The sequence below is a fragment of the Pantoea sp. OXWO6B1 genome (assembly GCF_001641135.1).
In the GTDB taxonomy this organism is placed as follows: Bacteria; Pseudomonadota; Gammaproteobacteria; order Enterobacterales; family Enterobacteriaceae; genus Pantoea; species Pantoea allii.
The window spans coordinates 3694232-3719287 of record NZ_LWLR01000001.1 but is presented as its reverse complement, the minus strand read 5'-3'; the positions used below and the strand labels follow the sequence as shown (position 1 = coordinate 3719287).

Sequence of the window (25056 nt, the reverse complement as noted above, 5' to 3'; positions counted from 1 at the left end):
ATTAACTGGATAATTTGAACGTGATGGGTTGAATCGTCATGATGGAAATCGCCTGTCCGTTTTCCATATAGGGATTACACCTGACACGGGAAACCGCCTCCATTGCAGCCTGATCCAAATCGTCGAAGCCGCTGCTTCGGGCAATTTCGCTATGTTTCACCGTGCCATCGGCATTGATTATCAGGCGGATAAGCACTTCGCCCTGTTCCTGAAGCCGTTTTGCCCGACGGGGATAGTCCGGTGCCGGCACCTGGCAACCCACTGTCGCGACATTTTTAGGAGCCGCATTGGGGGCGCTTTTCAACATTTGCCCTTGGGAGGTTGCAGGAATCGCCGTCCGATCCGCCACTTTTGCATTTTGTACCGGTGAAGGTTTAACCGGCTCAATCGGGCGCGTTTTTTCCGGTAATTTTTTGTGCCGTATCACTGGCTTGGGTTTGGGTTTAGGCGGCACGACTTTGGTTTCAGGTGGTGGCACGACAGGCTGAGTGTCATCCTGATCTATCTCACGGGTACTGTTATCGGCGGTTAATACAGGCGGTGCTTTGACAACCTGCGGAACCGGGATCGGCTCGGCGGGTGCCTCAACCATGGTCGCTTCAATACTGGTTTGTGTTGCAGGATTAATAATATTCAGAGGTCGGTATTGCGTGGTGTGCGTAATCGCCATGGCAATGAGTGCCAGATGCACCATAACCACAGCGCTAATCGCCAGTTTTGGCATATTTTTGTTAAAGGGATTCTGCGCGCCTTGCGGAGCAATCAGGGTAGCCGTCGGTATGTCAGACACTGAAAGATGATCTTTAAAAATCAGGCGCTCTGCTTTCACTACTACCTCGCGATAAATCTCTACTGCCCGTAAATGACTTCTCTGCGGCAGTTTCAGGAAGACTTACCCTGTATGTGCAATGAGAAAGGAAAAATGACACCGGCTGGGTAAAAAAAGACAATCTTTTTAGGATTCGGCAGCTTTAATCCTGATCCAGTAATCGGTGGTGCGCGTAATCGCGATAGGCATGGTTTGAGCAAGCGCGTCGAGCGTATAAGGCACGTCATCGAGCGGGAAGTTGCCACTGACGCGCAGGTCAGCCACGGCCTGGTCTACGCGGATCACGGCGGGGCTATAATTTTTTAATGAGTTAATCACGGAACCTAACGTCGCATCTTTGACTTCCAGGCGTCCCTGAGTCCAGGCTGTCTCCTCATAAGGCGTTACGCCCAGCGGAATAAAGGATTTGTGATCAAACCACAGGCCATGGCCTGCCTGAACCTGCCGACTGTTACCACGCAGGTTGGTGACTTTCACCACCGAGTCCAGCACGGCCAGATGGATACCGCTAGAGTCCTGGCGCACATGAAAACGCGCCTCCTGGGCAAGAATGCGTCCCGCCTGGGTATCGATAATGAAAGGACGTTGATCGCTGACCACCTGGGCAATGATGCCTCCGGTGCGCAGTTCCAGATTACGTAACGTGTCACCAAAGGCAATATTCAGTGCCGTGCGGGCGTTCATATCCAGTGTGCTACCGTCATCAAGCTGAATCCTGCGCCGCTGCCCGGTGTCGGTATGCACATCGGATAACAGATAGGGCAACGGGTATTTTTGATTCAACACTAATCCACTGACCACCGCGATTGCGGCAAATCCACTGGCTTTTTGCAGGAATTTACGGCGACTTGAGGGGGCGAGCAGCGTTTGACGTAGGTTTTCCGTCGGGATGGCATGATTGAGGGTCTGAATCTTACCCAGCGTGGCTTCTATTTTACAGCAGGCGTCGTCATGGCGATGGTCGGAATAGCGCCAACGCTCATACTCCCGGAAATCATCGTCCGTGGCTTCGCCAGAGCGCAACCGCACCATCCATTCAATCGCTTCCTGCGCGGCGTCATCGGGACGCTGGGTGAGTTTCATTGTTTGCTGTTCCGCCGTTTATTTCAGTTGACCGTTGGTCACCAGATAACAATTCGTGAGCGCCTTCGCCACATATTTACGCACCATGCTGGCGGAGACGCCCAGCTCCTGTGCAATTTCCGCATAGGTCATGCCATCAAGCTGGTTGAGCAGGAACGCTTTTCTTGCATTGACGGACAGACCATCCAGGGCGCGATCAATAGCCAGTAACGACTCAATCACAATCTCAAGTTCTTCGGGTGAGGGGTGGCAATGTTGCGGGCTATCCGCCAGCGCTTTAAGGTAAGCCTGTTCAAGATCGCGTCTGCGCCAGTTTTCGTATAACACACGCTGGGCAAGCGTTGTCAGCATGGCCCGTGGCTCGCGGATGTGCGTCAATTCGGGGATTGCCGCCAGACGCAGAAATGCTTCAGACGCGATATCTTCAGCCATAGTGCCGTAACTAATACGCCGTCGTAATTTATCGGTCAGCCAGCGGTAATCACTGCGAAAAATAAGCGTTAATATGTCTGAACGGTCGGTCAGGTCGGCAGGCATAATGTTACCCCATCTGAAAAATGTCACACCACTCTCAGAGCCTACAAAGAGACCGAGAAACGGAACCCACTTTTTGCGCGCCCTGTTCAGGCGCAGTTTAAGGCGGGAAAATGTTTGCCTACCTAGCAAAAGAAAGGCCAATATGTTTCCTGGTGTCGGATTTTAAAATTTATTTTTTTTATTTATTATTTTTCAGTCTTTTATAAAACGTCATGTGCGATAACCGTGAATCTGTCTTTACCCTTCCATCCCGACAGTAAAAGCGCCAGCTACTAAAATGCACCGTAATGGTGCGTTAATACTGCTGGCTCTGCCTGTATGTTTAAAAAAACATAATAAATGAAAAGGTTATGCATTTTTTAATTAATGCGTTTCATTTTCTTCTACATCAGCCATTGATGACTGATTTACCGCGCAGGTCTATTGGCAGAAGCTAATCCCCGATTAAGCACCCTAAGAGGGCGCTAATTGATCGTCTGCTATCGGTGGGTTTGCGTTACATAATGATGAATAAGTTATAAATTTATTTTGAAATTAAACAGTTAATATTTTTAATGTTTTAACTTAAGTGATTTTTTTCACATAAATACTCAAATCCGGTGTCACTTTTTAATCTTCATTGCACATACACACTGAGAAGAATAATCGACTCATAACAATATGCTTCAACCCTTTACCTTTTCGCTGGAGCTGTAGCAATGAAACAAGTACCTCAACATGCAAGGAAAACGTATTTTACCCAAGGCCGTCTGGCATTGGCTGTCAATATTGCCCTGGCCATGGCGGCCCTTCCTCTGCTTACCTTGCAGGAGGGATACGCTGCTTCCCCCGTACAAATCAATTATTCTGTTCCAGCGGGATCTCTGGAGCAGGGGTTATTAGCGATAGCGCAACAAAGCCATCAAACTATTTCGTTCGATCCGAAACTGGTCGCGCCTTACCAGGCTAAACAGATCAAGGGTTCCTTCACGCTGAAACAGGCCATATTGCATCAGTTGCAGGGGACACCGCTCTCCGTCACGACCACGCCTAACGGCACACTGACTATCTACGCGATGAGCACCGCTACGCCGGTTAAGGCTGCCTCGGACTTCCAGGCCGTGCGCGACAATGGCCAGACGCTACCGACCATTACCGTTAACGGTGAGGCCGAACGAAGCGAAGATGAAACCGTTTATAACCCCGCCATGTCGAGCTCCGCGACGCGCACCAATTTATCGCTGCAGGATACGGCACAGTCTGTTCAGGTTATCAGTCGAAAAGTCCTCGACGATCAGCAGGCGACCTCTGTACAAGATGCACTGCGCAATGTGGGGGGAGTGAATTTCAGCTCAGGAAACAGGGGACAAAACGGCGTCAGTATTCGTGGTTTTAACATCACGTCTGGTTCAACCGATGGCGTTGCCAACCCCGGCAGCCAGATTAACGGCAGCCCGTTGGGCTATTCCAGCATTGATGGCGTAGAGCGCGTAGAAGTGCTGAAAGGGCCGCAGGCGGTATTAGCAGGAAACAGTTCTCCTGCAGGTTCGGTTAACGTAGTTCGCAAAGCCCCCACGGCTTATCCGCTGCACACGATAAAAGTCGAGGTAGCCAAATACGGCGAACTCAAAACCGCAATCGATCTCGGCGGACCGTTAAACGACGATAAAACGTTCCGCTACCGCCTTAATGCATCCACCATGCACTCCGATAACAGCTTCCCGGATTTTAATGGTAATCGTGCCGACTACCTTGCACCGGTCCTCGCATGGGAAGGTGAAAAAACACATATTAAAGTCGGGGCCGAATTCACTAATACAAGAAACTCAGGCCCTGCAGCAACCCTTTACAGTGATGGCCGCATCCAAAAACTGCCAGAATATCGCCTGGGTGATAAGGATGACCACTTCTCTCTTGATTCTAAAACTACCTATTATGAACTGAAACAGGATTTGAGTGATAACTGGTCGTTTAACAGTAAAGCCACTTATGTGGACAGCGTAAATAATTTCCGCGTTCATGAAATTTACAATGCTGCGCGCAATGGCAATTTAGTGAGCCACGAGCTTGGTGTCAGACAGGACACGACGTCCTTAAGCCTGCAGAACGATATCCGGGGCAAATTCGATACCGGGCCGTTAACGCATAATGTTCTGGTGGGTTATGATTACCAACATACAGAGACCACCGACTGGGAACTGGCTCAGGGGCGAATCTTCACGACGGGAAATTATAACAATCCTGACAGTCTTTCTTTTCCGCCAATACCTGATCCAACTGCTAAAAACTATAATACGCTCGAACAACAAAAGGGAATTATCCTTCAGGACCAGATTGATTTCTGGAAAAAACTGCATCTGCAATTGTCCGCCAAGCGAGCGCAATGGACGTCAAAATCGACGGCCTATGTTTCACCGACGCGCACTTTAATTACCTTTTCAGATGAAACGAAATGGGTGCCCAGCTACGGCGTGAGTTATGACATTACGCCTGAGGTCACCGTCTATGCTAATTTACTCAACAGTTTTCAGACAACTGGATTGCTGGACCCCCGGACCGGAAGCGCATTTGCACCTTCCACAGGCAAATCGAAGGAGGCCGGCTTTAAATTCAGTCTGCTCGACGATAACCTGACGATTACGACGTCAGCCTTTGACATTATTCAAAAAAATCTCATCATTACGAATTTTGCCGGTCAACCAGTCGGGACACAGGGAAGGGAAACCAAAGGTTTCGATTTCGATTTGAATGGTCAGATATTGCCGGGCTGGAATATCACCACCAGTTATACTTTCTCCCAGTCAAAAGATCCCGACAACGCGGCACTTATCGGTTACCAAAGTAAAGTTGTAGGTCAGCCAAAACATACCGCGAGCCTCTGGACAACTTATGAAATACAGCAAGGGAAATTACAGGGACTGGGTGCGGGTGTCGGGGTTCAGGCAGCAAGCAGTACCTGGAACGGTTACAGAAACAATTATTTTAAAGAGGGCGGTTGGGCACAAACGGATGCCTCCGTTTTCTATCATCAGCCTAAATATACGGTGACGCTGGGCGTGAATAATATATTTAATCGCACGCTCTATTATTACACCTCAACCCCTCAGTTTATCAGTGTGAAACCTGACAGGACAGCACGCCTGACGCTGACTTATTCGTTCTGATACATGTAAATCACCAGAGTATAATAACGTGGTAAATAAAATTCCATCGGATGATAACCGACCCGGCGTGTGGCAATTAATCCGTCCTTTCTGGATATCGTCGGAAAAATGGCTGGCCATCTTATTACTGGCTATTATCCTGACGATTAATTTCACCACGACATTTGCGTTTGTTGCACTCAATAAGCTGCATGGAAAGCTAACCGATGCGCTGGTGGCACTTAACTGGCCGATGATCAGCAAAACGATGGTTGAAAGCCTGATTATCGGCGCGTTAACCACGGTATTGCCTTTGATAAGCGTACTGGCGATAAACTATCTTACGTTGCGATGGCGGACATGGATGACCGCCCGCTTTGTAGAACGCTGGACTGAACACCCTGCTTATTACCAGTTAGAGCGGGATAATGTTATCAGCAACAGCGATCAACGTATTGCGGAAGACATTAATCTCTTTACCGAAGTGACAATTAATCTTTCTACCAACATTATTAATGTGGTGGTGAGTATGGTCACCTTCACCATTGTGCTGTGGGGATTGTCCGGCGCGTTATCCATTGATATAGGTGGCAGGACGTTATCTGTTCCCGGCTATATGGTGTTTGCTGTTTATATATATTCCATTGCCCATCTCGCGCTGGCCCACTGGCTGGGTAAAGTGCTGATCGGCGTGAATATGAATAAACAAACCGTGGAAGCCGATTTTCGTTTTCTGGGTATGCAGGTGCGTGAAAACGCTGAGCAAATCGCTTTTTTTAAAGGCGGTGGGCGTGAGCGGCGGCGGCTATTCTCACGTTTTGAGCGGGTGCGTGAGAATACCCTGCTTATGATGCGTAAAACATTCAGGCTCAATTTTTATCAGAGTTTTTTTTCACAGATATTTTCCCCACTGCCCACGTTACTGGCACTGCCACTCCTGCTGTCCGGCAAAATAACCATGGGCGGCCTGACGCAAATTACCATGGCTTATGGAACCTTGCTCAGCACGCTTTCGTTTTTCCCGCAGGCTTATCAGTCCTTTACCAACTGGATGGCGTTGTCGAACCGACTCCGGGATCTGCTTTGGGCGTTAAACAAAGCGCGTGATAAACCTTCAGGTATTGTGCTAAAGCACGAGGGCCGGAACCTGCAGTGTGAGAACCTGACGCTACAGCGGCCAGACGGCTCTGTCCTGTCCCATTTGCCGCACTGGCAGGTACAGGCCGGTGAGCGTTGGGTTATTCGTGGACGTTCGGGCTGTGGTAAAAGCACGCTGTTGCGTGCCTGCGCCGGACTGTGGCCGTATGGCGAAGGCAGGATTACAGCCCCGTATTCTGTCCGTCCGCTTTTTCTACCCCAGAAGAGTTATATTCCGGTTGGCACGCTAAAAAGTGCGCTGACCTATCCTCATGAACCTGACACATTCACCGATGCGCAATGCCAGCAGGCATTAATTGACTGCTGTCTGGAAGCACGCGCCGCGTCATTAACACAGTTCGATCGCTGGCAACAGGTGCTCTCCGGTGGTGAACAACAGCGGTTGGCCATCGCGCGGGTGCTGCTGCACCGACCCGATATGCTGTTTCTTGATGAAGCGACCAGTGCGCTCGATCCGCAGACAGAAAACCGACTTTATCAGGCGTTAATCGATCAGTTGCCCAACTGCACACTGATTAGCGTGGCACACCGTAAAGAGCTTGAACATTTCCACCACCATATTCTCACTCTCACTCCCGTACATGAGCGTTAACGCTTTCAAAGGAATCAGTATGACGCATAAATCCATTGAATTAACCGACACTGAACTTGATGTATTCCTGGCTGACGCTCAGGTGCCGGTCCTTGTTGATCTGTGGGCACCCTGGTGTGCACCTTGCCGCGCCATGTCGCCAACCATCGATAAGCTGGCACGCAATACTGCGGGCAATTTGTTGGTCGCTAAGCTCGATGTGGAAAAGTACCCGTCCATTATGCAGCGCTTTGGCGTGCGAGGTATCCCGACATTATTGCTGTTTAACCGTGCTAAAGATCCGGTTCGGTTGGTTGGTGCTCAGTCTCTGGCCCAACTCAACGAATGGCTGGCGAATAATCAGGTCAACGTGTCGTTGCCAGCAGTGAATGTGCAGCAGGACGAGACTCTGGAGTGGGGCAGTTTCTATGATGACAACGAACTGTTCGCGTTTATTGCCGCGCGCGCGCTGCGACATGCTACCGCCGGGGAGATTACTACCGGACAAAGCAGCTACTGGATTAACGATAAAGGTACGCTCTCGGCGGCGATGGTGCATCAACCCGGCAGCCACGCTTTTGAACGTATCACCGGGTTGCCTGTGGCCTTAGGCTGTCTGATGGATCGCAGTGAATATCTCACCGAAGAACAGGTGCACGGCCTGTTTCAGGCGTTGCGTGCAGGTAAAGATTACCGGCTGGTTCCCTCGGCATGTATGCAGTGGTGGATGAGTGAGGCTTTCTTCCCATGGGATAATCATCTGCGAGCTCCTGAGTTAAAGACGTTACTGGCGCAGTGGCGCGCGCTGTGCGCCGATCGTTTCGCTGGGCGTGAAACGGCCCCGCAGGCCTGGATTGATATTCGCAATCAGGCGGCCTTACTGTTGAACGACTATCAGAAGCCGGACCGACAGCTGGAAATGATAGTCGCCACGCTGCTCAACTATCTCGCACCGCTGCCTGCGACGACCCACGCGGAGCAGTGGGGCATCATTGCGAAGAATATGAGCTGGGCGCATTACCATATTATGCAAATCCAGATGGGCTGGAGCGACGCTGACCGCGCTACGCCAGCGGAGCGCATGAACTGGTTTATGGCTAAAGAACGTCAGACGCCAACGGGCAAGCTCAGTCAGAGTGAGATTGCTCAGCTCAGAGAGGAGTGGCAGTCGCTGAACGCTGACTTTATCAGTAAAGAAAATGCGTTTCATCAAACGCTGTCCCAACTCGCGTTGCCGCTGAGTACACAACTGCAGACGGTGTTAAATCGCCTGCTCACTGAAGCACCGGACTTGTAATGATGACGGATAAACAGGGGACTGTTATGCCGAATACTTTTGCGCACAGCCGGGTTCAGCTGTCAGATCTGGCGGATAGCGTCATCAGGCTGGCCTTACAGGAGGGGGCATCCGATGCCCAGGTCGTGTTTAACGAAAGCACGGGTCTGCTGATTGAGATGCGCCAGGGGCGATTAAAAACCCGTACACGCGCCAGCCAATCCAGCATGTTCCTTACCGTTTACCGCGGACATCATCAGGGGACGACCCGTTCGACAAACTATTCGCCTACAAGTCTGCGTGAGACTGTGCAGGCCGCATGCCGCATTGCCGGTTACACCGGCGAAGATCGTTTTGCCGGGCTGGCGGCGGAGCACTACCTTTGTCGCAAATCTGACCACCTTGACCTCTGGCATCCCTGGGATATTGATGAGGCCAGTGCAGCAGGACTGGCACAGCGTATTGAGGCTGGCATTGTTTCAGCCGGCGACGGCGTGGTCAGCGACGGTGTTACCGTCCATTCCGGGCTGTCGGATTGTTTCATGATGGACAGTCGTGGTTTTACCTGTAGTGAGCGCCAGAGCAATCACCTGATGGGCGCGCGGGCGCTCGCCAGTAAACAGGGGCGCAGCCTGCTGGATTTTCATTTTTCGAGTGCCCGGCAGGCACAATCGCTGATGATACCCGAAGATATTGGACATCGGGCAGGCTGCGGGGCGCTGGCGGCGCTGGACACCTTACCGCTTCAGGGCAGCCGACGCTGTCCGGTTTTGTTTGACGCCAAATGCGCACTGTCTTTGCTTGAACATTTGGTCCAGGCGACCAGCGATAGTGTGGTTTATCGCCGCAACAGTTTTCTCGCCAACAGGCTGGGTGAAGACGTCTTTAGCCATCATGTCAGCGTTACCGAAGATCCCTTTGCGCCGCAGGGGCTCGCCAGTCGATCATTCGACGGCGACGGGGTCAGTGGCACAACCCGACAGGTCGTTGAACAAGGTGCCCTGACAGGGTTTTTCCTCTCCGCCTATGCCGCGCGGCATCTGGACAGGGTCCCCACCGGCAGTGGCTGGGGACCGGGTAACCTGTCACTGACCAGTAGTTTGACGCAGAAGGGAGACGATTTCGCCGCGATGGTGAAAAAACTCCATAGCGGGCTGATCGTCACCCATTTTAGCGGCGGCGGGCCAAGGCTGATTAACGGTGATTACTCGCGAAGCCTGCGTGGTTTTTGGGTCGAAGAAGGTGAAATACGTTACGCCGTTGATGGCGTAACCGTGGCGGGCAACCTGGGCGAGATGTTCCGTAACATTGTGGCTATCGGGAGCGATGTTACTACTCAGGGCGCTCTGACTTCCGGGTCTGTATTAATTGATCACCTTCAGGTGGCAGGACGCTAAGCCAAAGGAGTTTTACTATGAGTCAAACAGGCACAACTACTCGCCTGGTGCAGGCCAAACAGCAACTGCTGGAACCCTATGGCATCAGCGATGCCATGCTACACGACGTCATGGGTCGGGTGCTCGTGCATCGAATTGACTACGCCGATTTGTATGTCCAGAGCCTGCGCCAGGAAAGTTGGTCAATGGAAAACGGGGTCGTCAATTTTGGCTCGTTCAATGTCGATCAGGGTTTTGGCCTGCGTGCAATTGAACACGATCAGACCGCCTTTGCGTATTCTCAGCATATTGATCTTAAGCATTTGCGGGAAGCCGCAAAATCCGTACGAACCATCGCTAAGCAAGGCTGGCTGGCTCTCCCCGAACCCGTACCCGGCCGACCCGAGGCCGTCCATTTTAGCGCCGGTGATCCCTTACTCACATGGGATTCGGCAGAGAAAATTAACCTGCTGGAAAAAATCAATCGGTTAACGCGCGCACTTGATCCCCGGGTGGTGCAGGTTACAGCCAGCCTCGCGTTGTCCCATTCAGTAAACTTCGTCATGCGACATGATTTTTATCAGGCGGCGGACATTCGCCCGATGCTGCTGCTGCAAATTGGCGTCATCGTAGAGCAGCGAGGCGTTCGGGAGTCTGCCAGTACCGGCATGGGGGGACGCGGCGACTTCACCCTGTTCAACGATGAAGATTTGCTTATTACTTTGCGGACGATGGTCGATTCAGCGCTGATAAACCTGGAGGCCGTCGCAGCCCCTTCCGGCGGTATGCCGGTCGTGATTGCTGCCGGCTGGCCAGGCATGTTACTGCACGAAGCCATGGGACACGGTTTTGAAGGCGACTATAACCGGCTGGGTACCTCAGTGTACTCAGGGCGCATCGGCGAGCGGGTGGCACCACCGGGCGTGAATATTGTTGATGACGGCACGCTGCAGGGACGCCGTGGTTCATTGAATACCGACGATGAGGGGCACCCGACGCAGTGCACCACGCTGATCGAAGACGGAATTTTACAGGGTTATATGCACGACAGCCTGAGTGCACGGCTGATGAAACTGCCTCCCACAGGCAATGGACGACGCCAGTCCTATGCGTATCTTCCCATGCCGCGCATGACGAACACCTTTATGCGCAACGGCCAGTATGAGCCTGAGGAGATCATTGCGTCCGTCAAACGTGGCTTATTCCTGGCGAATTTGGGCAGCGGGCAGGTGGATATCGTCAGCGGCCAATACAGCTTCCAGACTGCGCTGGCCTACCTGATAGAAGACGGGAAAATTACTGCACCCGTCAAAGGCGCCACGCTGACGGGCAAAGGGCCGGAAACGCTGCAACAGATCAGCATGGTCGGTAACGATCTGGCCCTGGATCGTGGCATCGCCACCTGCGGTAAATCGGGACAGAATGTTCCGGTAGGCGTGGGACAACCCACGCTTAAAGTGGATAACCTCATCGTTGGCGGTACGCGCCAGAGATGAGGTCATCACCCGACGAAACCGATCTGTGGCGCTTGTTGCTTTGGCGGACGTTACGGGCAGGCTGACCGCTGTTCAAATGTTGATGCCAGCGTTTGCGGACGCGCGAGAGCCCGCAGCGATCATGTGTTTTAAGCCAACAATGAACCTGCCGTCACTGACTGGCGGTAAGGGGAATCTTGAGACGGTTAACACTTTCTCGGGTAAGGAATGATGATGAAATTAACGCCATCCTGGGCTGATGCGTTTGCCCGGATGCCATTAACCTATTTGCGCCAGGAATATCCCAGTCATCTTGTACACTTAATGCTTGATGACAGTGATGCCTTGTCGCCACGTGCACTGCATCCGGTTTTCTATGGCTGCTACGACTGGCACTCTGCGGTACACGGTTACTGGCTGTTGCTCCGAGCCCTGAGCCTTTATCCCACGTTGTCATGCCGTGATGAAATCATTGCTGTTTTTCATGCGCATTTTACTGAAGAAAATATCGCGCAGGAACGTGCTTATTTTACCGTACCGTTTCGCACGGCGTTCGAACGTCCTTACGGTTATGCATGGTTGCTTGGCTTATCCGGGGAGCTGAAAAAATCTGCCTTGCCGCAGGCTGCACAGTGGTATCAGAGGCTTGAGCCACTGACGCAGGACATTCGCCGTCGCTTTATCGACTACTTCAGTAAGCTGACCTACGCTATCCGGGTCGGGACCCACACCAATTCTGCCTTCGCGCTGATGTTAGCACTGGATTACGCACGCACTTTAGAGGACCGCTTGCTGGAAAACGTCATCGTTAATGTTGCAGAACGCTTTTACCGCGAGGACACCGATTATCCAGCACATTATGAACCCGGTGGGGACGAATACCTTTCTGGTGCATTAACGGAAGCCATGTTAATGAGTAAAGTCACCGTTAACTTCGCCAACTGGTTCGACGCATTTCTACCTGATATCGCCAGTCAGACCGCGCTGATGCAGCCTGCAGAGGTCAGCGATCGTACCGATCCTACCATCACTCATCTTGACGGATTGAATCTCAGCAGAGCCTGGTGCTTCAGGCATCTTGCTGTTGCATTGCCAAACGCTCATCCCGCTGTCTCGCTGCTTCAGGCCGCAGCTGAACGGCATCTGACAGCCAGTCTCCCTCATGTGGTGGGCAGCCATTATAGCGGCGGCCACTGGCTTGCCAGCTTTGCACTGCTGGCTTTGGCGTCGCCTGTTGACGGGCAGGCTCATCATCAAACGTGATCTCACGTTTGAGATCCTCTCCGGCATCCTGAGGTTACGATAACAAGATACGTAGCAGTAAACCGGTGGTCCTGTAGATATCGCAGGGAATCTGTCAGGACGCTGTTTTCAATGACAAAGCGCGGTCCGTTTCCGGCACAGAGGTTGACGCCGTTTGGCATCTTGCTGGTGGAGCCTGCGCTTTTGTTGGGTGCGGGCGTGGGACGTTTTTGGGGCACGAGGGCAGAAATGTACTGGACGATGATGTGCGAAGCGGCGTTGTCTCATGTCACACGCTTCTGATATCTGATCACAGCAAAATGATGGCTGGTTTTACCATTATTTTACCATCGCAAATCGCAGGCAATAAAAAAGCAGCCGTAACAGGCTGCTTTTTAAGGGATAATTTGGTCGGCACGAGAGGATTTGAACCTCCGACCCCTGACACCCCATGACAGTGCGCTACCAGGCTGCGCTACGTGCCGAACTTTGGAAAGCTAGTCTACTGATTCTTCGTACGAATGCAAGCTACCGGGCAACTAACTGCCGCATTATTAATCAGTTAGCAATAAAACGTTTCTCTTCTGTGAGCACCTGCAACAATAGCGCCAGCTCCGGTTTATGATCTTTCAGCACTTTTCCACTGGCGTCATAAGCGCGGTAGCTCCCGTTATTGTTCAGCACCAGCGTGATGTCACGCGTCGTGATCACCAGCTTGTTGTCTTCACTACTGGTGACCCAGTCATGGCGACGCTGAGCAGCAAACAGATCTTCGCCCTGGGCATAATTCACCGGATTCGTACTGACGTGCAGCAAGCGCTGCATCAGCGTCACCATCACATCCTGATGATCGGAAAGGCGCGTCACTGTCTGTGCTGGCGTATCCGGCCAGTGAATAACCAGTGGAACCTGCAGGATTTGGCGATTGCCTTCATTATCGGGATCGCCATCCAGCGGCACGCCATGCTGCGCCGTAATGACCACCACGGTGTTTTTCAGCAAGTCACGCTGCTGCAGCGTAGTGAGAATGGCCTGAATCTGATCATTGAGCGCCGGTGCCTGACGCATATAGCTGCGCTGCCGTGCTTTGGCGTTATCACCGCTCACTGTCGGGCCATGCAGTGCCACCCAGGAGAACCATGGCGTACCATCGCTCTTTTGAGCGCCCAGCCAGTTTTGCCATTGCGAGACGGTGCTGGCATTGGGCTGTTCTTCACTGGCAGGCAGCGAGTAGTCGGACAGCAGAGCCTGACGATAAAGTGGCTGGCTAAATCCATCCGATGAGAACAGGCCAAACTGATAGCCCTGGGTGCTCAATGCGGTGAGAAGGGCGGACGGCGTTCGCTGTGCCAGCACACCGTTCATATAGCTGGCCGAGATACCGTAGAACAGACCAAACAGGCCTTTTTCTGCATTATCGCCCGCGCTGAAATGTTGGGTAAAGCGTACGTTCTGGCTGGCAAACTGGTTCAATGCTGGCAGGGCGCTGTCACTACTGGCGCTGTTCAGCCCATCCACCGTAATCACTAACAAATTATCGCGCGCGCCTTTATCCGCAAAGGTGATATCACTGAGCGGATACTGTACTGCTGCGGCTTCAGGATCGCCTTGTTGCACCAGACGGCGCTGATATTCCTGCGCATCCAGCAAACCATGACGCTCCAGAAAGCGACGTGCCGTCATAGGATAGGAAAGGGGCAAATTTGCGCGCTGCATGGTAATCGGGCGATAAAAATTGGCATCAGCCCAGATATACATTAAGTGGCTGGCAAAGAAGGCGCTGATAAAGAGTGCTGCCAGCGGCTTGCCAAAAGAGCGGCGGTTCAGGCTGCGCAGCTTCTGCCAGCTCCAGGTGGCAAACAGAATCTCCACCAGGAAAATCAGCGGCACACCGATAAACATCAGCTGCCAGTCGCGCGCCATTTCACTTTGATCGGGGTTAATCACCAGTTCCCATACCACCGGATTAAGGTGTAAATGGAAACGGTTAAACACGGCACTGTCGACCATCAGCAACGTTAAGCCGGCGGTGGCGACCACCGTCGAAAGCACCCGCATCAAACGTTGCGACATGACAACAAACGTCAGCGGGAAGATAATCAACAGATAAGCGGCAAACACAATAAAGCTGAAGTGACCCACCCAGCTTGTGTACGCATAGATACGTCCCGCCAACGAGGCAGGCCAGTCGGCAACCAACAGATAGCGGCTACCCAGAATCAGCGCGAAAAAGATATTGAACAGAGCAAACCAGTGTCCCCAGCTAATCATCTGGGAGACTTTCTCGCGGTAGCGCTGTCGGTTGGTTACCATAGTTTTACGTCAGATCAGCGAATTAATGGGTGCTGTCGTCTACCGATGCCTGCAGAGCATCAGCAAAAGAACGTGCCAGAGAGCGACGTTGCGCAGGCGCAACATCGCTGTTAATCAGGTTGGTTACCATGTTCCCCAGTACCATCAGGGAGAGGTCGGTGGGTGCCTGGTCTTTTTGCAAAACCTGCGCCATTTCCGCGAGGAGTTGTTCAACGCGTTGGTCGCTGTAACGGGATGATTGTGGCATAGCGAAAAGTTATCTCGTCTCAAAAGGCGATATAGTACCGGAACAGCGCACTTTTTTCCGCAAATTTATCGAAAGCGCACTGTTCGCATGATGCATGGAGTTGAAAGCTGCTGCTGGCGGTGTTTGAATACGCGCCTGTGCTATTAGGAGAGTTTACCATGAGTCTGGATATCGACCAGATTGCCTTGCATCAGTTAATTAAACGTGATGAAAATCAGTTAGAGCTGGTGCTTCGTGATTCGTTACTGCCTGCCACCAACACCGTCGAAGCGATGGTGGAAGAGCTGCACCGTGTTTACAGTGCGAAAAGTAAAGCTTACGGGCTGTTTAATGCTGAAAGCGAACTGGCAGAAGCGCTGCGCAACTGCCGCAAAGGTAACGATGATTTTCTCGCTTTTAGCCGGGCTGCGACCGGACGTCTGCGTGATGAACTGGCAAAATATCCGTTCGCCGAAGGCGGCGTGGTGCTGTTTATTCAGTATCGCTACCTGGCGGTCGAATATTTACTGGTGGCGGTGTTGAACAGCCAGTCCAGTATGCGCGTCAACGAACAAATGGATATCAGTAGTACCCATTATCTGGATATTAATCATGCCGATATTGTGGCACGTATCGATCTGACCGAATGGGAAACGAATCCGGAATCAACCCGTTACCTGACCTTCCTGCGTGGACGCGTCGGGCGCAAAGTTTCTGATTTCTTTATGGACTTCCTGGGTGCGGAAGTCGGACTGGACACCAAGGCGCAAAACCGGGGACTGTTACAGGCAGTGGATGACTACTGTGACGAGTCGAATCTGGATAAAAACGAACGCCAAAATTACCGTCAGCAGGTTTACAGCTACTGTAATGAGCAGCTTCAGGCGGGCGAAGAGATTGCGCTAAAAGAATTATCAGGCGAGCTCCCTCCGCTGGGTGAAAAGACGTTTGAAGCCTTTACCCAGGAACAGGGCTATGAACTGGAAGAACATTTCCCGGCGGATCGCGGTACGTTACGCCAGTTAACCAAGTTTGCCGGCAGCGGCGGCGGTCTGACCCTGAACTTCGACGCACTGTTACTTGGTGAACGCATTTTCTGGGACCCGGCAACGGATACGTTGACCATTAAAGGAACGCCACCTAACCTGCGCGAACAGCTTCAACGCCGCACCAGCAGTAAGTAATGCCAGGCCGGGGCAATGCGTTCCGGCGGGTAACAGACAAAATAAAAGGGCCGGTTTCGCAACCGGCCCTTCTACGTTCAACCCATTCGGCGATTAAGCGCGAACGAAGTCGATGTGGTGCAGTTTTGGCTTGAACGGGTGACGCTGAACAGCCTGCACTTTAACTTTGGTGTCTTTACCGTCAACCACCAGAGTCAGAACTTCATCGTAGAAGCCTGGCTTAGTTTGCAGGTTCATCACCTGGTCGTGGTCAAGGTCGATAGCAACCGCTGCTTCTGAACCACCGTAGATGATGGCCGGGAAACGGTTTGCTGTGCGCAGGCGGCGGCTCGCACCCTTACCCTGCTCTTTACGTTCTGCTGCTTCGATAGTGAACATTGATACGTCTCTTTATGATTCCTGCTACAGGCGACCCAGTAACAGAAGGGTTATTCAACACTGCTTATGCACATGCAAAAGCGGGCGGCATTATAGCCGTAATAGGCAGCAGGGGCAAACGCTAATCCGGCCTAACGGAGTTCGTTAGCGCGGCGAAAGCGTCCCTGGTAGTCAAAGAGCTTTTCACGGATCTGCCAGAAGTGGCCTTTGGCGCGCGCCACAACAAAATCGGGATGGCGCAGCAGGGGTTGCAAAGCCAGCACATCGGCAGCGGTTTGCCAGCCTAATGGCACGCCAGGGGCGCGCTGATGAGGGCGCATAAACAGTTGCTCAAACGCTTTGCGCTGTGCGGGCGTTTGCAGGCGAAACCGTTCGCTGACGCTGGTGCCATCTTCATCAAAATAGGTGGCTTTCAACCATTCGCCTTTGTCGTCCTTACCCTGTTCCAGCGCCATGCCGCCGCAGCGCAGTACGCGTGCATCTTTCAGCTTCAGGGCGGCTTTGAGCATATCGTCGGGATCGACCAGAATCTTGTCGCATTCCCGACAGCGGCGAGCGGCGATATCGTTTTCAGCGTTACAGTCCGGGCAGTTTTTAAAGCGAAACCGGTAGTCGCACTGTTCCCGCTCGCCTTCATCGTCTTCCAGAACGCCCTGGCAACGCCGGCCAAAGTGCTCAATCACCATGCCGTCCTGGGTGGCCTTGCCCCAAAATGTATTCGCGAAACCACATGCAGGGCAAAATACCTGCACCGGCTGATTGTCGCTTTTGCCTTTTGGCGCGCCGACTTCAGGGGTAAAAAGATCGTGCGGATTTCCGGCGTAGTCCAGAATCAGGCAATCTTTTTTGCCGGGTGACAAACGTAAACCGCGTCCCACAATTTGTTGATACAGGCTGACCGACTCGGTGGGGCGCAGGATTGCAATCAGATCCACATGCGGCGCATCAAAGCCGGTCGTTAACACCGCGACGTTAACCAGGAATTTAAGCTGCTGGGCTTTAAACGCCGCGATCACCGCATCGCGCTCGTGCGCATGGGTTTCCGCCGACACCAGTGCGCTGTTCTTGGGCAGCAGGCCCAGAATTTCGCGCGCGTGCTCCACGGTGGAGGCAAAAAGCATGACGCCGTGGCGATCCTCGGCAAACTCTACAATTTGCCGGATGATATGCGGAGTAATCCGCTGCTGCTGTTTGAGTTCCCGATTCAGGTCGGCTTCGCTGAACAGACCATTAGCCTGAGCGGTGAGGCGGCTGAAATCATATTGAACCACCGGCATATCCAGCCGCTCTGGCGGCACCAGAAACTGATGCTTGATCATGTAGCGCAGAGGCAGTTCGTAGATGCAGTCGCGGAACAGGGCCTTCTCATCGCCACGGACCATGCCGTGGTAATGAAAGCGATAAATCCATCCCTTGCCCAGGCGAAACGGCGTGGCGGTCAGACCCAGCAATCGCAACTGGGGATTGTGCTGGCGCAGATGATGAAAAATCTGTTGGTACTGGCTCTCTTTATCGTCGCCAATACGGTGGCACTCATCCACAATGACCAGTGAGAAAGCACTGTCAAACAGGCTGAGATTACGTGCAACGGACTGGACGCTGCCGAACACCACCTTTCGCTGGCTCTCTTTACGCTGCAACCCTGCCGCAAAAATATCGGCCTCAAGTCCGTAAGCCTGATATTTGCTGTGATTTTGCGCCACCAACTCTTTGACGTGCGCCAGCACCAGCACCCGACCGCGTGCCAGGCGCGCCAGTTCGGCAATCACCAGGCTTTTTCCGGCCCCGGTGGGCAGGACGATCACGGCAGGTTCATGATGGCGACGGAAGTGGGCGATGGTGGCATCGACCGCGTCCTGTTGATAAGGGCGTAAGGTAAAAGACATGCTGCTCACTTTTGTAAAATCTGCCGCAATTATGCCACGAATCCACTGTAAACGCGCTGTCAGCGAGGCGCAGTTCAGGATATACTTCTCATACTTTTTCAACGGTTAAACAGGCCGTTTTAGTTTCCCTCCGCAGTAACAGGCAAAACGAATTCATGCGACTCGACAAATTCATCTCTCAGCAACTGGAAATCAGCCGTGCTATCGCTGCACGTGAAATCCGTGGTCAACGTGTCACCGTTAACGGTGACGTGGTGCGCGACACCGCTTTCAAACTCCAGCCCGATCACGAGGTTGAGTATGACGGCAACGTGTTACAGATGCAGACCGGGCCGCGCTACTTTATGCTGAACAAACCGCAGGGTTATGTCTGTTCCACGGACGATCCCGATCATCCCACCATTATCTATTTCATTGAAGAACCGATGGCATTTAAGCTGCATGCCGCAGGCCGGTTGGATATTGATACCACCGGTTTAGTTCTGCTTACGGATGATGGTCAGTGGTCACACCGCATTACCTCACCGCGTCACCATTGCGAGAAAACCTACCGTGTGACGCTGGAAGCGCCGGTGAGCGAGGATACGGCCGCGCAATTCAGCGCAGGTGTGCAACTGCATAATGAAAAGCACCTGACAAAACCTGCTCAGCTTGAGGTCATCACGCCCACTGAGGTGCTGCTGACGCTTAGCGAAGGCCGTTACCATCAGGTGAAACGTATGTTCGCCGCCGTGGGTAACCGGGTCGTTGGCCTGCATCGTGAACGCATTGGCGCGATTGCGCTGGACGACACGTTAGAACCGGGTGAATACCGCCCGTTAACCGCAGAAGAGATAGCCAGCATTGGCTTGCCAGAAGAACTTAAACAGAAATAGCGAGAAACCCGGTGCGTAAGGAAAAGAATTCGCCGATGGGCCTGGTCGTTATTCTCGGCCTGTTAGCGATGTTGATGCCGTTATCGATAGACATGTATCTGCCAGCGATGCCACAAATTGCGCGCCAGTTTGCGGTGTCCGCCGGGAGCGTGCAGATGACGCTCAATCTTTACATCCTGGGGTTTGCCATCGGTCAGTTGATCTACGGTCCCCTGGCCGACAGCTATGGCCGCAAGCCGGTCATTACGCTGGGTACCCTGATCTTTGCCTGTGCGGCGGCGGCCTGCGCACTCTCGCAGTCGATTGAACAGCTTATTGCGATGCGGTTTTTGCACGGCCTGTCTGCGGCCGCCGCCAGCGTCGTAATCAATGCGTTGATGCGCGACAGTTACTCGAAAGAGGACTTTTCGCGCATGATGTCATTCGTGATGTTAATTACCACCATCGCACCGCTGCTGGCCCCGATTATCGGCGGCTGGCTGCTGTTAATCTGGAGCTGGCACGCCATTTTCTGGACGCTGTCGATAGCGGCCGTTATCACCACCGTACTGGTGGCGACCCAGATTCGCGAAACCCTTAAACCTGAGCAGCGGCAGCGCTTTCACCTGCGCACCACGCTGGGGAATTTCGTTATCCTGTTTCGCCATAAGCGGGCGTTCAGCTATATGTTATCAAGCGGATTCTCGTTTGCGGGGCTGTTCACCTTTCTCAATGCCGGCCCTTTTGTTTACATCGAACTGAATCACATTTCGCCGCAGAGTTTTGGCTACTACTTCGGCCTGAATATTGTGTTTTTGTTCATCATGACGCTGATTAACAGCCGGGCAGTGCGCCATTTTGGCCCCGTCGCCCTGTTCCGTTTTGGGTTGTTGGTGCAGTTTGCGATGGGCATCTGGTTGTTGATGGTGAGCGCTTTCGATCTGGGGTTCCTGCCGCTGGTATTGGGCATTGCGATGTTTATCGGCTGTGTTTCCATGGTGTCGTCTAATGCGATGGCCGTCATCCTTGATGAGTTTCCGCATATGGCCGGTACCGCCTCCTCTCTGGCGGGTACGTTACGCTTTGGTGTCGGCGCACTGGCTGGCGCGCTGCTGTCTCTGTTCAGTTTTAACAGTGCCTGGCCTATGGTGGGAACCATTGCGCTGTGCGCGACCCTCTCTGTTTTGTTATTTCTCTACGCTTCACGTCCTCGTTCCGTCGCCCGCTAAGCGGGCGTCGCGCCTTGCTGCGATCCGCCTTTATCCGCTTATAAAATAATGTTTCTTATTTGTGAAAAAAAATAGCAAATAAAGTAATCAAATTGGGTCTAAAATGATTGTTAGTTATCATTAAACGCGGTACATATAGCCCAAAGTGAGATTTAACTCTCAAATTTGCTTTTACAGGACGCCTTGCAGGATCTGCGCGTTAGCATGATTTAACGGCTCTCGATGCAGACACCGTTGGTTGTAAATTGAGCTTCATTCTCTGGAGATACTGATCACTATGTTGCAACTTTCGGTTGTGCATCGCTTGCCACAGCGGTTTCGCTGGATTAGCGATCGTCGTGGCGTGATTGAAACCGACGATGTCGGCTCAGAAGAGCATGATGTGATCGCGCTGCGGCTGATCAGCCATGATGGCGTCCCGGCATGGGAAATTCTGCACGAACTCAAAGACATGCTGGCAGCCATTCAGGTGGACGGAAAAATCGCCGAGTGCGAAGGGCAACCCTGCCTGTTTATCCGCCGGTGTGATGAGAGCGCCACGAACTGTTGCCTGAAGAATCAGGGCGTGGCTATTGCGGAAACCTTTATTGGTCACTGAGCGTGACGGAACCCAGCAACTCGCGGGTATAAGCCTGTGCAGGCGCGGCAAACAGCGCTTCACAATCGCCTTGTTCAACGACCTCGCCCTGACGAAGTACGATCAGCTGATGGCAGAGTGAGCGTACCACTTCTAAATCGTGACTGATAAACAGATAGCTCAGTTGACGCTGTTGCTGTAATCCGCGCAGCAGGGTCAGAATCTGTTTCTGCACTGAGCGATCGAGCGACGACGTCGGTTCATCCAGTACCAGTAGTTCCGGTTCAAGAATCAGGGCGCGCGCAATGGCAATGCGCTGACGCTGGCCGCCTGAAAATTCCGCCGGGTAGCGATGGCGGCTCTCTGTATCCAGACCCACCTCTGTCATTACCGCATTAACCCGTTCATCCTGCTGGGCCGCACTCAACTGTGGATAATGCACCGCCAGGCCTTCGGCGATGATCTGCTGCACCGTCATACGGGGATTCAGCGCAGAATTAGGGTCCTGAAACACCACCTGAATACGGCGACGTAACGGCAACAGTTGCTTTCGTGACAGCTGATGCAGTGGCCGATCGTCAAACCAGACCTCGCCCTGAGCCGCAATAAGACGCAGCAGGGCCAGACCCGTAGTGCTTTTGCCTGAGCCAGATTCGCCTACCAGCCCCAGACTTTCTCCCCGTTTCAGGCTAAAACTGAGGTTATTTACGGCGATTTTCTCGCCCGTTTTACGTTTAAATAACCCCTGGCGCAGGGGAAAACCGACGCGCAGATTATCCACTTTCAGGATAACCGGCGTCGCTGCAGGAAGGGGTACGGCACGACCTTCCGGATCGGCCGCCAGCAGTTGCTGGGTATAAGCGTGCTGTGGCTGCGTGAGCAGCGGTTGGCTGCGGTTGTGCTCAACCACCCGTCCAGCGCGCATTACGCTCACGCTGTCCGCCAGTTGGCGAACAATTTTCAGGTTATGGGTAATAAACAGCATCCCCATATTCAGTTCCTGTTGCAGTTCGCGCAGCAGGTTAAGGATTTGTGCCTGAACCGTTACATCCAGCGCAGTCGTGGGTTCATCGGCAATCAACAGTTTCGGCTGGGTGAGCAGGGCCATGGCTATCATCACGCGCTGGCGTTCTCCCCCGGAGAGCTGGTGGGGAAAATCATTCAGGCGCGAGGCCGGCTGGCGAATACCGACGCGATCCAGACAGCGCAGTATTTCTGCCCGCGCGGCTTCACGTCGCATCCCACGGTGTAGCGAAAGCACTTCGTATAACTGTTTTTCAATACTGTGCAGAGGGTTCAGGGACACCATCGGTTCCTGAAAAATCATGGCCATCTGATTACCGCGCAGACCGTGAAGCCGTTGCTCCGATGCCTGTAGCAGGTCTTCCCCAGCCAGCAGGATTTCCCCCTGGGGATAGGTCACCGCGGCGTCATGAAGCAGGCGCATGATCGACAGGGCAGTAACGCTTTTCCCGGAACCGGATTCGCCTACCAGAGCCAGGGTTTCACCCGCTTCAACGCGCAGCGAAACATCCTCCACCACCTGATGCAGCTGTTTGCCCTGACGAAAGGCGACGGAGAGATGATTAACAGCAAGCAGCGGGGCGCTCATTCAGACTCCTTTACTGGGATCAAAAGCGTCGCGCACGGCTTCGCCAATGAAAATAAGCAGCGACAGCAGAATCGCCAGCGTGAAAAAGCCAGATAAACCCAGCCACGGTGCCTGCAGGTTATTTTTACCCTGTAGCAGCAGTTCACCGAGAGAAGGCGAACCAATGGGCAGGCCAAAGCCGAGAAAATCGAGCGAGGTCAACGTGGTGATGGAACCGCACAGGATAAAAGGCAGAAAAGTCAGTGTGGCCACCATGGCATTGGGTAATATATGGCGCAGCATGATCCGTCCGTCACTGACGCCCAGCGCCTGCGCGGCGCGAATATAGTCAAAGTTACGCGTACGCAGGAACTCAGCGCGTACCACGCTGACTAAACTCATCCAGCCAAACAGCACGGTGACCAGCAGCAGCCACCAGAAGCTGGGCTGGATGACGCTGGACAGTAAGATCAGTAAAAACAGCGACGGCATACCGGACCAGACCTCAATCAGGCGTTGACCAATCAGATCCACTCTGCCACCAAAATAGCCTTGTATCGCGCCGATCACGATGCCAATCACGCTGGAAAACAGAGTTAGCAGTAAGCCGAACAGCAGCGAAATACGCAGGCCGTACAACAGACGCGCCAAAACGTCGCCACCGTTCGCGTCTGTGCCCAGCCAGTTTTGCCATGATGGCGGGGAAGGGAAGGGCACCTGTGACGCAAAATTAATGCTGTTGGCACCAAAGCGAATCGGTGCCCACAGCGCCCATCCCTGCTTTTCAATACGCTGTTGCAACCAGGGGTCCTGATAATCTGCCGCGGTAGCAAACTCACCACCGAAATCGCTTTCGCTGTAGTTGAAAAATAGCGGGGCGTACCAGCGTTGCTGATAATGCACCAGCAGCGGTTTGTCATTGGCGACTAACTCGGCACACAGTGAAAGGACGAAGATAAGCAGAAAAACCCACAGCGACCAGTAGCCACGGCGGTTATGACGAAAGCGCTGCCAGCGCTGCTGATTCATCGGGGAAATGTGCATTACCGCCCCTCGAAATTAATGCGTGGATCAACCAGGGTATAGGTTAAATCGCTCAGGATATTCATCAGCAAACCAATCAAGGTGAAAATATACAAGGTGCCAAACATCACCGGATAATCACGCTGGACGGTAGCGTCAAAGCCCAGTAAGCCCAGGCCATTCAGCGAGAACATCACCTCAATCAGTACCGAACTGGTAAAAAACATGCTGATAAAAGTGGCAGGAAAACTGGCAATCACCAGCAGCATCGCATTGCGAAACACATGGTGATAAAGGATGCGCCGTTCCGAAACGCCCTTGGCCCGGGCGGTGACCACATACTGTTTTCGAATTTCATCAAGAAATGCGTTTTTAGTCAGCATGGTTAAGGTGGCAAAACCGCCAATCACCGTAGCCAGTACCGGCAGCGCGATATGCCACAGATAATCGGTTACTTTGCCGTACCAGGGGAGCGTATCAAACTGTGGAGAGGTCAGTCCGCGCAAGGGGAACCAGTCGAAATAGCTGCCGCCCGCAAACAGAACAATCAAGACAATGCCAAACAGAAACGCCGGAATGGAGTAGCCAATGATAATGAAGGTGCTGCTCCAGATATCGAACGTGCTGCCATTACGCACGGCCTTTTTAATGCCTAGTGGAATCGACACCAGGTAGATAATCAACGTACTCCACAGGCCAAGGCTGACAGAAACGGGCAGACTCTCTTTGATTAACTGCAATACGGAGGCGCTGCGGAACAGGCTGTCGCCAAAGTCGAAGCGCACATAATTCCACAGCATCGTAAGATAGCGTTCCCCGATAGGTTTATCGAAGCCGTAACGTCGCTCAATTTCCGCGATAACCTCGGGGTCCAGACCACGCGCGCCGCGATACTGATTATCCCCGGGCGTGAGACGATGCAGGCTGGCCTGCGTACCGCCGCTGTCACCGCCGCCCGCACCGGGCAGCCCGCTGGTTTGACCAAACTGAATATTTGCCAGCGCCTGATCGACCGGGCCACCTGGTGCTATCTGTACAATAAAAAAGTTGAGCGTAATGATCGCCCACAAGGTAGGAATAATCAGTAACAGTCTGCGTAAAAAATAACGTGCCAACCGGGCTCTCC

Annotated in this window: 21 protein-coding genes and 1 tRNA gene; 11 read left to right on the top strand and 11 right to left on the bottom strand. The window is 52.9% G+C overall.

What is annotated here, in order from left to right; all coding sequences use genetic code 11:
- Window position 1: 1 nt before the first annotated feature.
- From A6A26_RS19435 to A6A26_RS19425, 3 genes are all read right to left on the bottom strand, one after another.
- Complete coding sequence (locus A6A26_RS19435) at window positions 2-790, bottom strand: energy transducer TonB (protein WP_253851910.1); 789 nt, start codon at window positions 788-790, stop codon at window positions 2-4.
- 165 nt (window positions 791-955) lie between these two features.
- A complete protein-coding gene (locus A6A26_RS19430; protein WP_063880255.1) occupies window positions 956-1912 on the bottom strand; it encodes a FecR family protein in 957 nt (318 codons plus the stop codon).
- Window positions 1913-1930: 18 nt separating this feature from the next.
- On the bottom strand, window positions 1931-2449 hold the full coding sequence (locus A6A26_RS19425) for a sigma-70 family RNA polymerase sigma factor (protein ID WP_063880254.1): 519 nt from the start codon (window positions 2447-2449) through the stop codon (window positions 1931-1933).
- Window positions 2450-3147: 698 nt separating this feature from the next.
- Between A6A26_RS19425 and A6A26_RS19420 the strand changes: the two genes are divergently transcribed.
- From A6A26_RS19420 to A6A26_RS25780, 7 genes are all read left to right on the top strand, one after another.
- On the top strand, window positions 3148-5592 hold the full coding sequence (locus A6A26_RS19420; RefSeq protein WP_063880253.1) for a TonB-dependent siderophore receptor: 2445 nt from the start codon (window positions 3148-3150) through the stop codon (window positions 5590-5592).
- Between the two features lie 28 nt (window positions 5593-5620).
- The gene (locus A6A26_RS19415; protein WP_063880252.1) at window positions 5621-7321 is read left to right on the top strand and encodes an ABC transporter ATP-binding protein/permease; all 1701 of its coding nucleotides are present in this window, start codon (window positions 5621-5623) and stop codon (window positions 7319-7321) included.
- Between the two features lie 19 nt (window positions 7322-7340).
- Window positions 7341-8597, top strand: coding sequence for a thioredoxin family protein (locus tag A6A26_RS19410; protein ID WP_063880251.1), 1257 nt, complete (start codon window positions 7341-7343; stop codon window positions 8595-8597).
- Between the two features lie 26 nt (window positions 8598-8623).
- Window positions 8624-9973 carry a TldD/PmbA family protein gene (locus tag A6A26_RS19405; protein WP_063880250.1) on the top strand — a complete coding sequence of 450 codons (1350 nt, stop codon included), beginning with the start codon at window positions 8624-8626 and terminating at the stop codon, window positions 9971-9973.
- Window positions 9974-9990: 17 nt separating this feature from the next.
- Window positions 9991-11448, top strand: a complete 1458-nt coding sequence (tldD, locus tag A6A26_RS19400; RefSeq protein ID WP_063880249.1) for a metalloprotease TldD — start codon at window positions 9991-9993, stop codon at window positions 11446-11448.
- A gap of 213 nt (window positions 11449-11661) precedes the next feature.
- Complete coding sequence (locus A6A26_RS19390) at window positions 11662-12690, top strand: DUF2891 domain-containing protein (protein WP_063880247.1); 1029 nt, start codon at window positions 11662-11664, stop codon at window positions 12688-12690.
- Between the two features lie 111 nt (window positions 12691-12801).
- Window positions 12802-12972 (top strand): hypothetical protein, encoded by a 171-nt coding sequence (locus A6A26_RS25780; protein WP_172823906.1) that lies wholly within the window; start codon window positions 12802-12804, stop codon window positions 12970-12972.
- Window positions 12973-13077: 105 nt separating this feature from the next.
- On the opposite strand, the gene A6A26_RS19385 is transcribed toward A6A26_RS25780, so the two are convergent.
- The 3 genes from A6A26_RS19385 to A6A26_RS19375 all read right to left on the bottom strand — a co-directional run bounded on the left by A6A26_RS19385 (window position 13078) and on the right by A6A26_RS19375 (window position 15229).
- Window positions 13078-13154, bottom strand: a tRNA-Pro gene (locus A6A26_RS19385).
- Between the two features lie 73 nt (window positions 13155-13227).
- Entirely contained in the window at window positions 13228-14982 is a 1755-nt protein-coding gene (gene yejM, locus A6A26_RS19380; RefSeq protein WP_063880246.1) for an LPS biosynthesis-modulating metalloenzyme YejM, read from the bottom strand.
- A 22-nt stretch (window positions 14983-15004) separates the two neighbouring features.
- Window positions 15005-15229, bottom strand: a complete 225-nt coding sequence (locus A6A26_RS19375) for a YejL family protein (RefSeq protein WP_063880245.1) — start codon at window positions 15227-15229, stop codon at window positions 15005-15007.
- Window positions 15230-15387: 158 nt separating this feature from the next.
- Between A6A26_RS19375 and yejK the strand changes: the two genes are divergently transcribed.
- Window positions 15388-16392 carry a nucleoid-associated protein YejK gene (gene yejK / locus A6A26_RS19370; protein ID WP_063880244.1) on the top strand — a complete coding sequence of 335 codons (1005 nt, stop codon included), beginning with the start codon at window positions 15388-15390 and terminating at the stop codon, window positions 16390-16392.
- A gap of 93 nt (window positions 16393-16485) precedes the next feature.
- On the opposite strand, the gene rplY is transcribed toward yejK, so the two are convergent.
- Together rplY and A6A26_RS19360 are read right to left on the bottom strand one after the other, a co-directional pair.
- Window positions 16486-16770, bottom strand: a complete 285-nt coding sequence (rplY, locus tag A6A26_RS19365) for a 50S ribosomal protein L25 (RefSeq protein ID WP_063880243.1) — start codon at window positions 16768-16770, stop codon at window positions 16486-16488.
- A 131-nt stretch (window positions 16771-16901) separates the two neighbouring features.
- Entirely contained in the window at window positions 16902-18656 is a 1755-nt protein-coding gene (locus tag A6A26_RS19360; RefSeq protein ID WP_063881219.1) for a DNA repair helicase RadD, read from the bottom strand.
- A gap of 155 nt (window positions 18657-18811) precedes the next feature.
- On the opposite strand from A6A26_RS19360, the gene rsuA reads away from it, so the two are divergent.
- From rsuA to A6A26_RS19345, 3 genes are all read left to right on the top strand, one after another.
- On the top strand, window positions 18812-19531 hold the full coding sequence (gene rsuA, locus A6A26_RS19355; RefSeq protein WP_063880242.1) for a 16S rRNA pseudouridine(516) synthase RsuA: 720 nt from the start codon (window positions 18812-18814) through the stop codon (window positions 19529-19531).
- An 11-nt stretch (window positions 19532-19542) separates the two neighbouring features.
- A complete protein-coding gene (locus A6A26_RS19350; protein WP_063880241.1) occupies window positions 19543-20739 on the top strand; it encodes a Bcr/CflA family multidrug efflux MFS transporter in 1197 nt (398 codons plus the stop codon).
- Between the two features lie 277 nt (window positions 20740-21016).
- The gene (locus tag A6A26_RS19345) at window positions 21017-21337 is read left to right on the top strand and encodes a YejG family protein (RefSeq protein ID WP_063880240.1); all 321 of its coding nucleotides are present in this window, start codon (window positions 21017-21019) and stop codon (window positions 21335-21337) included.
- Here A6A26_RS19345 and yejF read toward each other — a convergent pair.
- From yejF to A6A26_RS19330, 3 genes are read right to left on the bottom strand one after another with little or no spacing between them, the layout of a single operon-like run.
- The gene (gene yejF, locus A6A26_RS19340; protein WP_063880239.1) at window positions 21324-22928 is read right to left on the bottom strand and encodes a microcin C ABC transporter ATP-binding protein YejF; all 1605 of its coding nucleotides are present in this window, start codon (window positions 22926-22928) and stop codon (window positions 21324-21326) included. The two genes, A6A26_RS19345 and yejF, sit on opposite strands and share 14 nt — an antisense overlap.
- Window positions 22929-23951 (bottom strand): ABC transporter permease, encoded by a 1023-nt coding sequence (locus A6A26_RS19335; RefSeq protein WP_063880238.1) that lies wholly within the window; start codon window positions 23949-23951, stop codon window positions 22929-22931.
- Window positions 23951-25045, bottom strand: a complete 1095-nt coding sequence (locus A6A26_RS19330; protein WP_063880237.1) for a microcin C ABC transporter permease YejB — start codon at window positions 25043-25045, stop codon at window positions 23951-23953. Before A6A26_RS19330 ends, A6A26_RS19335 begins: the two co-directional genes overlap by 1 nt.
- Window positions 25046-25056: the final 11 nt, after the last annotated feature.

Excerpts from the sequence above, each read along its gene's own strand:
- A6A26_RS19430 (WP_063880255.1), bottom strand. The coding sequence starts at position 1,912 with ATGAAACTCACCCAGCGTCCCGATGACGCCGCGCAGGAAGCGATTGAA.
- A6A26_RS19425 (WP_063880254.1), bottom strand. The coding sequence starts at position 2,449 with ATGCCTGCCGACCTGACCGACCGTTCAGACATATTAACGCTTATTTTT.
- A6A26_RS19420 (WP_063880253.1), top strand. The coding sequence starts at position 3,148 with ATGAAACAAGTACCTCAACATGCAAGGAAAACGTATTTTACCCAAGGC.
- A6A26_RS19410 (WP_063880251.1), top strand. The coding sequence starts at position 7,341 with ATGACGCATAAATCCATTGAATTAACCGACACTGAACTTGATGTATTC.
- A6A26_RS19405 (WP_063880250.1), top strand. The coding sequence starts at position 8,624 with ATGCCGAATACTTTTGCGCACAGCCGGGTTCAGCTGTCAGATCTGGCG.
- tldD (WP_063880249.1), top strand. The coding sequence starts at position 9,991 with ATGAGTCAAACAGGCACAACTACTCGCCTGGTGCAGGCCAAACAGCAA.
- A6A26_RS19390 (WP_063880247.1), top strand. The coding sequence starts at position 11,662 with ATGAAATTAACGCCATCCTGGGCTGATGCGTTTGCCCGGATGCCATTA.
- A6A26_RS25780 (WP_172823906.1), top strand. The coding sequence starts at position 12,802 with ATGACAAAGCGCGGTCCGTTTCCGGCACAGAGGTTGACGCCGTTTGGC.
- yejM (WP_063880246.1), bottom strand. The coding sequence starts at position 14,982 with ATGGTAACCAACCGACAGCGCTACCGCGAGAAAGTCTCCCAGATGATT.
- A6A26_RS19375 (WP_063880245.1), bottom strand. The coding sequence starts at position 15,229 with ATGCCACAATCATCCCGTTACAGCGACCAACGCGTTGAACAACTCCTC.
- yejK (WP_063880244.1), top strand. The coding sequence starts at position 15,388 with ATGAGTCTGGATATCGACCAGATTGCCTTGCATCAGTTAATTAAACGT.
- rplY (WP_063880243.1), bottom strand. The coding sequence starts at position 16,770 with ATGTTCACTATCGAAGCAGCAGAACGTAAAGAGCAGGGTAAGGGTGCG.
- A6A26_RS19360 (WP_063881219.1), bottom strand. The coding sequence starts at position 18,656 with ATGTCTTTTACCTTACGCCCTTATCAACAGGACGCGGTCGATGCCACC.
- rsuA (WP_063880242.1), top strand. The coding sequence starts at position 18,812 with ATGCGACTCGACAAATTCATCTCTCAGCAACTGGAAATCAGCCGTGCT.
- A6A26_RS19345 (WP_063880240.1), top strand. The coding sequence starts at position 21,017 with ATGTTGCAACTTTCGGTTGTGCATCGCTTGCCACAGCGGTTTCGCTGG.
- yejF (WP_063880239.1), bottom strand. The coding sequence starts at position 22,928 with ATGAGCGCCCCGCTGCTTGCTGTTAATCATCTCTCCGTCGCCTTTCGT.
- A6A26_RS19335 (WP_063880238.1), bottom strand. The coding sequence starts at position 23,951 with ATGCACATTTCCCCGATGAATCAGCAGCGCTGGCAGCGCTTTCGTCAT.